Genomic DNA, 11,318 nt, shown 5'->3' with positions numbered 1-11,318 from the left:
CGGCGCGGGGCCGCTCGCCGGGCGGGCCGGGGGTGGGGGTGCTGCGGGCGCCGCCGCCGGGGGGCGGTGGGGGGGGGGCCGGGCGGCGCGCGCGGCCGCCCGGGCGGGGCGGGCGGGCCCCCCCCCCCCGCCCCGGGGGTCAGGAGCCCGCGCCGGTGCTGCCCTTGCCCGCGACGGCGTCGGCGAGCATCGGCACATAGCGTTCGAGGCCCCACGGGATGGAGAGCACGGTCGGTCCGCTCGTCGCCATGGCCAGCTCCGCGTCCTGGACGAAGGCGTAGTTCTTGCCGGCGATCGGCTTCCAGCGGGAGAAGAGGGGGTCCTTGAGCGAGTACGTGACCTCGGCGGGGGCGTTCGCCCAGGCCACGACCACGTCGGCCTCGATGGTGTCGAGCTTCTCCAGGCTGATCCCGCCGTACCAGTTGGTGTCCTTCGCGGTGGCGGCGATCTTGCTCATCGACGGGGTGTTCCTGAAGCCGATCTCGGTCAGCAGCCGGACCCGGGCGTCGTAGTCGAGGTACAGACCGACCTCCGTGGACCCGGGGGTGAGGGCGACCGCGTAGGTGAAGGTCTTGTCCTTGAACTCCGGGTGGTCCACCGCGACCGCCGCCAGCTGCCCGCCGACGTCCTCGACCAGGCTCTCGGCCTTCTTCTCCTCGCCCATCGCCGTGCCGATGGTGCGGGTCATCTCCTGCCAGGTCCCGCCGTCCCAGGGCTTCTTGAGGTAGGGGAGGGTGGGGGCGATCTCGGTGAGGCGCTTGTAGTCGACGTCCGTGATGCCGGAGTACAGGCCGACGATGAGGTCCGGTTCGAGGGAGAGGATCTGCTCGAAGTCGATCTCGCCCGCGTCACCGTACTTCAGCGTCTCGGGAAGGGGCCCGCCGAGCTTCTCGACCTGGGTGCGGAACCACGGCGTGTACCCGTCCTTGTCGCCGCCCCACTGCTCGTCCACGCCGACCGGTACGGTGCCGAGCGCGGCGACGATGTCCAGCGACATCCAGCTCAGCGCGACGACCCGCTGGGGCTTCTTCTCGATGGTCGTGGTGCCGTGGGCGTGCTTGATGTCCACGGGGAAGCTGCCGGACGTGCCGCCGGCCTTCGCCTGCGGGGCGCTCTTGCCGGACTCACCGCTGCCGCAGCCTCCCAGGACGAGTACGGCGCCGATGGCGAGCGCCAGGACACGGGCCAGCGGGCCCGTTCGGCGTCCGGCCGGAATGGATGGGGACACGGTTCTCCTCGGATCAGGACATCGCGGGGTGGCGCGAGTGCGGGGGTGTGCGGGCAGGGGCGGCCACGGCGGTGCGCGGTGGACACGGTCACACCGGCACCGTCGAGGTTAGGTAACCCTTGCCTCGCTGAACGGTAGAAGGGCGGAGGGCCGAGGAGGGTCGCGAACGGGCCAGGGTGCGTCGCGAATCGGCCACGCGGCAGAAGCGTGGGGCGCCGGGCGTCGCGGTACGGCCGTCGGACGCGGCCGGAGGGGGCGCCGGGTCTCAGTGGCCGGCGGGTGCGAGCGCCGACTGTTCGCGCAGGTACGCCGTCGGGCTGGTCCCGGTCACCCGGCGGAACGCCGCGGAGAACGCGCTCGTCGTGGAGTAGCCGCAGCGGTGCGCGACCAGATTGACCGGGCGGCCCTGGGCGAGCAGGGTCGTCGCGGTGGACATCCGTACCAGCGACCGCCACCGGGTGAACGGCATCCCGACGTCCCGGCCGAACGCCCGCGTGACGGTACGCACGCTCAGCGCGTGCCGCGCCGCCCACTCCTCCAGCGAGAGGTCGCTCTCCGGGTCGCGCATGATGTCCTCGGCCATGGCGCGGATGCGTGAGTCCTCGGGGACGGGGACCTCCATCGCCGCGTGCGGGTCCTCCTCCAGCATCTCGATGATGAGCCGCTGGGCCCGCAGCCGCCGGTCGTCGGGCATAGGGTTGGCGTCGAGATGCAGCAGCATCTCCTGGAGCGCCCGCCCCATCCGCAGGGAACGCGGGGCGGTCCAGTGCGGGGGGATCGCCGCCCGGGTCACATAGGTGTAGCAGCTCACGCTCCCCGGATCGGGGTGGGAGGCGTGCGGGGTGCCCGGCGGCATCCACACGGCCTGCCCCGGAACGAGGCGGCGCACGGTGCGGCGGGTGTGCAGCGTCGTCGAGCCGGCGTGCGGCCAGACCAGGAGCGCGTCGTCGTGGGTGTGCACCCCGCTCATGGCCGACCCGGCGGGGAGGGAGCCGTCGAGGACCGCCGTGGTCAGCAGATAGGGCGCCTCCACCACGGGACCGCCGACCGAGGGCTCGGCCCAGCGGAGCGGGGTCGCCGAGAGCGTCCCCGCACGCCCGCGACCGGGGGAAACAACCGAAACCGACATGAAGGTTAGGGTAGCCTAACCTTCATGTCGTCGTCTCAGCGGGGCGCCCCCGGCGCCCCGCCCGGCACCCGGCCCTCGGGTAAGGAACAGCACCGCGTTGACGTAACGGGTGCGCCGCGGCACGAACGCCCTGCTCAGCGGCCCCTGATGGACCAGGCGTTCCGTTCTCGCCCGGCATCGTGGCCCTGCTCGAGCAGCCGAACAGCCTTTGATCAGCTACGACACCGGGCCGGCGCGGGGGGCCGAGCGGCCCCCCGCTCGGGCGGGTTCAGACGGGGGTGACGTACGCCCCGGCGATCCCGCCGTCCACCAGGAAGTCCGTCGCGTTGACGAACGAGGAGTCGTCGCTCGCCAGGAACGCCACGGCGGCGGCGATCTCGACCGGCTCGGCGAACCGGCCGACCGGGATGTGCACCAGCCGCCGCGCGGCCCGCTCCGGATCCTTGGCGAACAGCTCCTGGAGCAGCGGAGTGTTGACCGGCCCGGGGCAGAGCGCGTTGACGCGGATGCCGTCGCGCGCGAACTGCACCCCCAGCTCGCGCGACATCGCCAGCACCCCGCCCTTGGACGCGGTGTACGAGATCTGCGAGGTCGCCGCCCCCATCCGGGCCACGAAGGAGGCCGTGTTGATGATGGAGCCCTTGCCCTGGGCGCGCATGTACGGGATGGCGGCCTTGCAGCACAGGTAGACGGAGGTGAGGTTGACCTCCTGCACCCGGCGCCAGGCCTCCAGGCCGGTCTCCAGGATGGAGTCGTCCTCCGGAGGCGAGATCCCCGCGTTGTTGAACGCGATGTCGACCGAACCGTAGGTGTCGGACGCCGCCTTGAAGAGGGCGTCGACCTGCTCGGCGTCGGTGACGTCCGTACGGACGAAGAGCCCGCCGGCCTCCTCGGCGGCGGCCTTGCCGCGCTCCTCGTCCACATCGGCGCAGACGACATGGGCGCCCTCGGCGGCCAGCCGCCGCACGGTGGCCAGACCGATGCCGCTGCCGGCTCCGGTGACGACGGCGGTGCGGCCGACCAGGCGGCGGCAGACGGAAGGAGTGTCGGTCATGGTGCTCAGGCCTCCGTGCTGATGAAGACGTTCTTGGTCTCGGTGAAGGCGGCCAGGGCGTCGGGACCGAGCTCGCGGCCCAGCCCCGACTGCTTGTAGCCGCCGAAGGGGGTCGAATAGCGCACACCGGAGTGCGAGTTGACCGACAGGTTGCCCGCCCGCAGGCCCTGGCCGACGCGGAGCGCCCGCCCGATGTCCCGGGACCAGACGGACCCGGCCAGCCCGTAGTCGGTGGCGTTCGCCAGGCGCAGCGCCTCCTCCTCGCCGTCGAACGGCAGGACCACCGCGACCGGCCCGAAGACCTCCTCCACGGCCACCGGAGCGTCGGCCGCGACCCCGGTGAGAACGGTCGGCGGGTACCAGAACCCGGGCCCCTCGGGTGCGTCGCCGAGAAGCGCCCGTACGCTGTCGGCTGACCGGCCGGCGTCGACGAAGCCCCGTACCCGGTCGAGCTGGAGGGCCGAGATCAGCGGGCCCATCTGCGTCTTCTCGTCGGCCGGGTCGCCCACCACCACGGCGGCGACGGCCGGGCCGAGCAGCTCCAGGAAGCGGTCGTACACGGAGCGCTCGACCAGGATCCGGGTCCGGGCGCAGCAGTCCTGGCCCGCGTTGTCGAGGAAGGACATCGGGGCGGCCGCCGCCGCGGCCTCCACGTCGGCGTCGGCGAAGACGATGTTCGGGCTCTTGCCGCCGAGTTCGAGGGTGAGGCGCTTCACGCGCTCCGCGCAGCGGGTCATGATCTGCTTCCCGGTCCGGGTCGAACCGGTGAACACGATCTTCGCGACCCCCGGATGCTCCACCAGGGCGCTCCCGGCGACCGGGCCCTGGCCGGGCAGCACCTGGAACAGCCCCTCGGGAAGGCCTGCCCCCAGGGCGAGTTCGGCCAGCCGCAGAGCGGTCAGCGGCGTGGTCTCGGCGGGCTTGAGCAGGACGGCGTTGCCCGCGGCGAGCGCCGGGGCCAGGCCCCAGGCGGCGATGGGCATCGGGAAGTTCCACGGAGCGATGACGCCGATGACGCCCAGCGGCTCCAGGATGGTGAAGTCGATGCCGCCCGCGACCGGGATCTGCCGGCCGAGCAGCCGCTCCGCGCCGCCCGCGCTGTAGTCGAGGAGGTCGCGGACGTTCCCCGCCTCCCAGCGGGCGTTGTCGATGGTGTGTCCGGCCTCCCGGACTTCCAACTGGGCCAGTTCCTCGATGTGTTCGTCGACGACGGCGGCGAAGCGGCGCAGCAGCCGGGCCCGGTCGGCGGGTGCGGCGGCGGCCCAGGGGCGCTGTGCGGCGGCGGCGCGGACCACGGCCGCGTCCACGTCGGCCGCCGAGGCGGCGGGCACGGTGGCGATGACCTCGGCGGTCGCCGGGTTGAGGACGTCCAGGGCGGGCTGGGACACGTACGGACCTCGATCGCGAGAGCTGATGGTTGTCGGAGACGTTCAGGCTGCCGGAGGCGCTTGGACCGTCAGAGCCGTTCGAAGGAGCGGCGCAGCTCCCAGTCGGTCACCGCGGCGTCGTACGCGGTGAGTTCGACCTCGGCCATGTTCAGGTAGTGCGCGACGACCTCCTCGCCGAACGCCTCCTTGGCGAGGGGACTGGCCTCCCACAGCTCGGCCGCCTCGCGCAGGGTCGTCGGCACCTGGTCGTACGCGGCGGTGTAGGCGTTGCCCGTACACGCCGTGGGCAGCGGCAGCCGGTGCTCGACCCCGTACAGACCGGCGGCGACCATTCCGGCCACGGCGAGGTGCGGGTTGACGTCGCCGCCGGGGAGCCGGTTCTCGAAGCGCGTCGAGCGGCCGTGGCCGACGACCCGCAGGGCGCAGGTGCGGTTGTCGACGCCCCAGGCGACGGCGGTGGGTGCGAAGGAGCCCGGCTGGAAGCGTTTGTAGGAGTTGATGTTGGGCGCGTACAGGAGGGAGAAGTCCCGCAGGGCGGCGAGTTGACCGGCCAGGAAGTGGCCCATCAGCTCGGACATGCCGTCCGGCCCGTCACCCGCCATCGCGTTCTCGCCGTTCTCGTCGGTGAGCGAGAGGTGGATGTGGCAGGAGTTGCCCTCGCGCTCGTCGTACTTGGCCATGAAGGTCAGCGAGACACCCTCCTGGGCCGCGATCTCCTTGGCGCCGGTCTTGTAGACGGCGTGCTGGTCGCAGGTGGTCAGCGCCTCGTCGTAACGGAAGACGATCTCGTGCTGGCCCGGATTGCACTCGCCCTTGGCGGACTCCACGGTCAGCCCGGCCCGCTGCATCTCGTTGCGGATGCGGCGCAGCAGCGGCTCGATCCGGCCGGTGCCGAGGATCGAGTAGTCGATGTTGTACTGGTTGGCCGGGGTCAGCCCGCGGTAGTCCCGGTCCCAGGCCTCCTCGTAACTGTCCCGGAAGACGATGAACTCCAGCTCCGTGCCGACCTGTGCCGTGTAGCCGAGCGAGGCCAGCCGGTCGAGCTGGCGGCGCAGGATCTGGCGCGGCGCCGCCACGACCGGGCTGCCGTCGTGCCAGGCGAGGTCGGCGATGAGCAGGGCGGTGCCCTCGTGCCAGGGGAGTGGGCGCAGCGTGGCGGGGTCGGGGACCATGCCGAAGTCGCCGTAGCCGTTCTCCCAGGACGACATCGCGTAGCCGTCGACGGTCCGCATCTCGGTGTCCACGGCCAGCAGGTAGTTGCAGCCCTCGCTGCCGTGCTCCAGCACCTCGTCGAGGAAGAACCCGGCCGCGAACCGCTTCCCCTGGAGCCGGCCCTGCATGTCGGGGAAGGCCAGCACCACAGTGTCGATCGACCCGTCGGCGACGTGTGAGCGGAGCTCGTCGACGGTGAGCGGGGGTGTGCGGTCTGCCACGGGATTCCTCCTTGGGTGAACCGGGAGGCTTAAGGTATGGCAGAGAACCATTGCTTGGGAAGGGGATCCGCGAGTGGTCACCAGAAGGAGATCCGCCGGCACCCGACCGGCGGCAGCCGAGGGCGTCCCGGAGCTCGACGGCACGACGACGGGCGGCGCGGCAGCGGGCGGGAAGGCGGGCGGCGCGGAGGCGGCGGCCGCGGAGGCGGAGACCGGATCGCGCCCGCTCGCCTCCGTGCTGCGGCCCGTCCGCGCGGGCAACGGCTTCGAGGAGACCCTTGAGCAGGTCCTGCAACTGCTCCGCCTCGGCCTCGTCCCGCCGGGCGGCCGGCTGCCCGCCGAGCGCGAGCTCGCCCAGCACCTGGGCGTCAGCCGGGTCACCCTGCGCGAGGTGCTCAAGGTCCTCCAGGACCAGGGCATGGTGGAGAGCCGGCGCGGCCGCTACGGCGGAACGTTCGTCCTGCCGCGCGCCACCGCCGCCGACGGCAGCGACGAACTGCGGCGCCGGGTGGCGGCGCTCGACGTGGAGGACACCCTGCGCTTCCGCGAGGTGCTGGAGACCGGGGCCGCCGGGCTCTGCGCCGAAGGGCTCCCGGCCGACGGGGCCGACCGGCTGCGGGCGGCCCTGGAGGCCACCCAGGGCGCCCGGCTGGAGGAGTACCGCCGCCAGGACACCCTGCTCCACCTCACCCTCGCCGAACTCTCCGGCTCCCGCTCGCTCGCCGCCCGGTACGCCTCCGTACGCGCCACCGTCAACGAACTCCTGGACTGCATCCCCCTGCTGGTGCGCAACCTGGAGCACTCCCAGCAGCAGCACGCGGCCGTCGTGGAGGCCGTGCTCGACCGGGACGCGGAGGCGGCGCGCGAGATGATGCGCGAACACTGCGCGGGTACGGCGGCGCTGCTGCGCGGCTTCCTGGCCTGAGGGGCCGGGGGCGATCCGCAACCGCTCGCCGACGCGCGCCCCTTGCCCTTCCCCTCGCCGTTCCACAAAGGTGTGCCGTCGAACCTTTGATCGACGCAGCTTTATCGGTGAGGACATACTGGAGCGCCTCATGGCGCAGAGGCCGCGGCGGCCCCGGAGGAGGTGTTCACCGCACCGGCCGCGGCGGAGGCCGAACGTAGGCGCGTGCGGCTGACCGCCCGCACCGGCCCCCCGCCCCACGATCCGCACGGCACAATCAGTCGATCCGCGATGAGACAACCGAAGGAGCCGTCCCATGTCCCGGCCCGTCATCGGCATCAGCACCTACCAGGAACCGGCCCGCTGGGGCGTGTGGGAGATGCCCGCGGTGCTCCTGCCCGCCGCCTACCCCCGCCTGGTCCGGGCGGCGGGCGGACGCGCGGTGCTGCTGCCGCCGGACGAGGCCGCGGACGCCGCCCGCGAGACCGTGGCGGCCCTGGACGGGGTGGTGATCGCCGGGGGAGCGGACGTCGACCCGGCCCGCTACGGTGCCGACCCCGACCCCCGTACGGGACCTGCGGCCCGCGAACGCGACGCCTGGGAGCTCGCCCTGATCGAGGCGGCGATCGAGCGGCACGTCCCGCTGCTGGGCATCTGCCGCGGCATGCAGCTGCTGAACGTCGCCCTCGGCGGCACCCTGCACCAGCACCTGGACGGCCACACCGGCGGCCACGCCGTCTTCGGCGGCCACCCGGTGGACCCCGTGCCCGGCACGGCGTACGCGGCGGCCGTCCCCGAGCGGACCACGGTGCCCGCCTACCACCACCAGGCCGTCGACCGCCTGGGCACCGGCCTGGTCGCCTCCGCCCACGCCCCCGACGGGACGGTGGAGGCGCTGGAACTCCCGGACCGCGAGAGCCTGGTGCTCGGCGTCCAGTGGCACCCGGAGATGGGCGAGGACCTCCGCGTCATGGCCGCCCTCGTCGAGGCGGCCCGCCGCCGCTCGCGGGCTCCGGGGGCGGCGACGGAAGCCGGGGCGACGGAGTGCCTGACGGGTTGAGAGGTACGGGGAGTGCGGGGCCGGCGTAGGCGGGCGGGGTGAAGCGCGAGCCGTCGCCGGGCGCCCCGGCCGGGCGCGCCTCCGCCAGCTCCTGGAGCAGGAACGGCCGCACCGCCTTGTCGCGCAGGGCGGTGCGCCAGGCCTCCCGGGCCCGGTCCAGATCGGCCGAACGGTCCACCCCGGGCGGTGAGCCGGGCGCCGACTGGAGTGCGGCGGTGCGGTAGAAGGCGACGATGCTGATCAGGGAGGTGGCCGCCGCGATGGCGAGGCTGATCCAGCCGACCCGGACGAGGGTGTCGGACAGGGCCCCCAGACCGCGCGCGAGGCGGAGCCCGTACCCCAGCAGGAGGAAGGTCGCGGCGGCGACGGCGGCGAGGATCGGGGTCAGCACCCCCAGGACCGCCAGCGCTCCGGCGCCCGCCCGCTCCTGGCTCCCCGGCCCCGACAGAGGGGAGGGGCCGCTGTCGGGGCGCCGGGCGCGCAGCTCGCGCCGCAAGGTCGCGTACGCACGGTACTCCGCGGCGGCGGCCGGGGCCGTGCGCGCCACCGAGGCCAGGGCCCGCAGGCGCAACTGGCCGCCGCCGACGCCCGATCGCTCCAGCAGCCGCTGGATCTCCGCCGAGGCGAGTACCTCGTCGAGCACCTCCGCGTAGTCGGATCTGTCCTCGTCCCCGAACGGGGAAGGCCTGCCCATACTGTCCTTCGATCGATGTGTCGCCGTGCTGTGGTGCGCCACGGTGCGGGGGCCGCGGGATCCCCGGAGGAATCCCGCGGCCCCCTGGGGCGTTCGCCCCGGCCGTGGTGACGGCGCTGCTTACAGGTGCTCCGCGACGGCGGGCATCAGGTCCTGGAAGGTACGTCCGTCGGCCGCCGCGCCGATGGCGCTCATCTGCCACCCCGAACCGGCCCGCTGCACCTTCGCCATGATCTGCGCGGTGTGCCGCCCGCCGCCGGTCAGGGTGTACCGCGCCAGCTCCTGGCCGTTGCTCTCGTCGACCAGGCGGCAGAAGGCGGCCTCGACCTCCTCGAAGGTCTGGCCGGTGAACGAGTTCACCGTGAAGATGATCTGGTCGACGTGGGCCGGCACGCGCCGCAGGTCGACGACGATGGACTCGTCGTCGCCGCCCTCGCCCGCCCCGCCGACCCGGTTGTCGCCGGTGTGCTGGACCGAACCGTCGTCGCTGGTGAGGTGCTGGAAGAAGACCACGTCCTGGGGCTCCTTGCCCGCGAAGAGCACGGCCGAGGCGTCCAGGTCGATGTCACGGGCGGTCAGCCGGGCCAGGAAGCCCTTGCGGGGCGCGGACTTCCAGCCCAGCCCCATCCGGACGACGCCGAGTTCGCCGCCGCCGGACTTGGTGAGGCTGACCTGCTGGCCCTTGGAGAGGTTGATCGTCATGCTTCCGCCTTCGGTGGTTACGGTGAGGTGCTGCGTCCGGACCGGTGGAGCGAGGTCACAGACCCACGCCGAAGTCGGCGACGATGCCGCTCAGCCCGGAGGCGTAACCCTGCCCGACCGCACGGAACTTCCACTCGGCGCCGTGCCGGTACAGCTCCCCGAAGACCATCGCCGTCTCGGTGGAGGCGTCCTCGCTGAGGTCGTAACGGGCGATCTCCGCGCCGTCCGCCTGGTTCACCACCCGGATGTAGGCGTTGCGGACCTGGCCGAAGCTCTGGCCGCGGCCCTCCGCCTCATGGATCGAGACGGGGAACACGATCTTGGCGACGGTCCCCGGCACCGCGGAGAGGTCGACCTTGACGATCTCGTCGTCCCCCTCGCCCTCCCCGGTGAGGTTGTCCCCGGTGTGCTCGACCGAACCGTCCGGGCTCTTGAGGTTGTTGTAGAAGACGAAGTGCTCGTTGGAGAGGACTTTGCCCGACTCGTCGCAGAGCAGCGCGCTCGCGTCCAGGTCGTAGTCGGTGCCGGTGGTCGTCCGGACGTCCCAGCCGAGGCCGACGAGGATCGCGGTCAGCCCCGGAGCCTCCTTGGTCAGCGAGACATTTCCGCCCTTGGCCAGGCTCACGCCCATGGTGTTCTCCCTTGTGTGGTGACGGGTGCCCCCGGTGATGTCCCACCGCCATGGGTGACGGTGCGGACACTCTGCGGCAACACCAGGAAATCTACAGCACTGTAGATTTTCTGGGCCAGGTGGGAACCGGTCGCAGGCGTCACCGGAGGGCCACCGGCTGGATACGATTTCCCGATGCCCGGCGGACGAACGGCCGTGACCGGGCGCCGGAGTGAAGCGAGAGGGGGGCCGGACGGTGGACACCGAAGGAGCCGGTGGTGAACGGGGGACGCCCGCTCGCAGGCGGGGCCAGGGCGAGCTGGAGGCCCAGGTGCTGTCCGTGCTGGGCGAGGCGACCGAACCGGTGACCGCGGCCTGGGTGCTGCAACGGCTCGGCAGTGGCCTGTCGTACAGCACCGTCATCACGATCCTGACCCGGCTGCACGCCAAGCAGGCCGTCACCCGGACCGGGCCCAAGCGCCCCGTCCTGTGGCAGCCCGTGGCGAACGAGGCCGGCCTCGCCGCGCTGCGCATGCGCAGCCTCCTCGACAAGCAGAGCGACCGGGACGCGGTGCTCTCCAGCTTCGTCTCCGTCCTGTCGGCGGACGACGAGGAGCTGCTGCGCTCGCTGCTCGCGGAGAGCGGCCCCGGTGGACCCGGCGCGCCGACGGACCGGCCGGAGGGCTGACGATGGGCGTCTTCGTGTATCTGCCCCTGGTCCTGCCCCTGACCGCGCTGCCGATCGCGCGCCTGGCCGAGCAGCACCTGCACCCACGGAGAGCCGCACGCCTGCTGACCACCGTCGCCGTGATCCTCGCTTCGTGCAGTCTGGTCTGTCTCGGGCTGCTGGTGGTGGTCGGCACGGCGCAGCTGCCCGGCAATCCGCTGCCCGACGGCTGGTCCGACGACGAGGTGCGCGACGCCGTCCCGCACGACGCCTTCGCCGGCAAGGCGTCGATCCTGGCGCTCGTCGCCGTCACGACGGCCTGCGGCTTCACCGTTCACCGCCACTACCGCTTCCGTGTCTTCGCCGTCGATGGTGACGAACGGCAGGTGACGCAGGTCGATGCGGTGTTCCTTGTCCTTCTCTTCGACTTCAGGCTTGAGCTTGCGCGC

At 72.7% G+C, this 11,318-nt stretch carries 11 protein-coding genes and 1 pseudogene; 4 read left to right on the top strand and 8 right to left on the bottom strand.

Features of this window, described 5'->3' with window-relative positions; translation table 11 throughout:
• Positions 1 to 139: 139 nt before the first annotated feature.
• The 5 genes from AB0917_RS31140 to AB0917_RS31120 form a co-directional block, all read right to left on the bottom strand.
• Complete coding sequence (locus tag AB0917_RS31140; RefSeq protein ID WP_366823040.1) at positions 140 to 1,228, bottom strand: iron-siderophore ABC transporter substrate-binding protein; 1,089 nt, start codon at positions 1,226 to 1,228, stop codon at positions 140 to 142.
• Between the two features lie 265 nt (positions 1,229 to 1,493).
• Entirely contained in the window at positions 1,494 to 2,357 is an 864-nt protein-coding gene (locus AB0917_RS31135) for an AraC family transcriptional regulator (RefSeq protein WP_366823039.1), read from the bottom strand.
• Between the two features lie 268 nt (positions 2,358 to 2,625).
• On the bottom strand, positions 2,626 to 3,411 hold the full coding sequence (locus AB0917_RS31130) for a 3-oxoacyl-ACP reductase (RefSeq protein WP_366823038.1): 786 nt from the start codon (positions 3,409 to 3,411) through the stop codon (positions 2,626 to 2,628).
• A gap of 5 nt (positions 3,412 to 3,416) precedes the next feature.
• Positions 3,417 to 4,799 (bottom strand): aldehyde dehydrogenase family protein, encoded by a 1,383-nt coding sequence (locus AB0917_RS31125; protein ID WP_366823037.1) that lies wholly within the window; start codon positions 4,797 to 4,799, stop codon positions 3,417 to 3,419.
• A gap of 68 nt (positions 4,800 to 4,867) precedes the next feature.
• Positions 4,868 to 6,232 (bottom strand): glutamine synthetase family protein, encoded by a 1,365-nt coding sequence (locus AB0917_RS31120; protein ID WP_366823036.1) that lies wholly within the window; start codon positions 6,230 to 6,232, stop codon positions 4,868 to 4,870.
• A 235-nt stretch (positions 6,233 to 6,467) separates the two neighbouring features.
• Here AB0917_RS31120 and AB0917_RS31115 point away from each other — a divergent pair, with 235 nt between their 5' ends.
• Both AB0917_RS31115 and AB0917_RS31110 read left to right on the top strand, forming a co-directional pair.
• The gene (locus AB0917_RS31115) at positions 6,468 to 7,157 is read left to right on the top strand and encodes an FCD domain-containing protein (RefSeq protein WP_366823041.1); all 690 of its coding nucleotides are present in this window, start codon (positions 6,468 to 6,470) and stop codon (positions 7,155 to 7,157) included.
• Between the two features lie 295 nt (positions 7,158 to 7,452).
• Positions 7,453 to 8,196 carry a gamma-glutamyl-gamma-aminobutyrate hydrolase family protein gene (locus tag AB0917_RS31110; RefSeq protein WP_366823035.1) on the top strand — a complete coding sequence of 248 codons (744 nt, stop codon included), beginning with the start codon at positions 7,453 to 7,455 and terminating at the stop codon, positions 8,194 to 8,196.
• Here the strand turns inward: AB0917_RS31110 and AB0917_RS31105 are convergent.
• From AB0917_RS31105 to AB0917_RS31095, 3 genes are all read right to left on the bottom strand, one after another.
• On the bottom strand, positions 8,105 to 8,890 hold the full coding sequence (locus tag AB0917_RS31105; protein ID WP_366823034.1) for a hypothetical protein: 786 nt from the start codon (positions 8,888 to 8,890) through the stop codon (positions 8,105 to 8,107). The two genes, AB0917_RS31110 and AB0917_RS31105, sit on opposite strands and share 92 nt — an antisense overlap.
• A 120-nt stretch (positions 8,891 to 9,010) precedes the next feature.
• Positions 9,011 to 9,592, bottom strand: a complete 582-nt coding sequence (locus tag AB0917_RS31100) for a TerD family protein (RefSeq protein WP_366823033.1) — start codon at positions 9,590 to 9,592, stop codon at positions 9,011 to 9,013.
• 55 nt (positions 9,593 to 9,647) lie between these two features.
• Complete coding sequence (locus tag AB0917_RS31095) at positions 9,648 to 10,223, bottom strand: TerD family protein (protein ID WP_366823032.1); 576 nt, start codon at positions 10,221 to 10,223, stop codon at positions 9,648 to 9,650.
• Between the two features lie 235 nt (positions 10,224 to 10,458).
• Between AB0917_RS31095 and AB0917_RS31090 the strand changes: the two genes are divergently transcribed.
• The gene (locus tag AB0917_RS31090; RefSeq protein ID WP_366823030.1) at positions 10,459 to 10,890 is read left to right on the top strand and encodes a BlaI/MecI/CopY family transcriptional regulator; all 432 of its coding nucleotides are present in this window, start codon (positions 10,459 to 10,461) and stop codon (positions 10,888 to 10,890) included.
• 2 nt (positions 10,891 to 10,892) lie between these two features.
• Positions 10,893 to 11,318 (top strand): annotated as a pseudogene (locus AB0917_RS31085) (hypothetical protein); the annotation flags it as partial.

It is taken from the genome of Streptomyces sp. NPDC007346 (genome assembly GCF_040703535.1).
Lineage (GTDB): Bacteria > Actinomycetota > Actinomycetes > Streptomycetales > Streptomycetaceae > Streptomyces.
The sequence above is the reverse complement of the archived record's forward strand: the minus strand, read 5'-3'. Positions and strand labels throughout refer to the sequence as shown.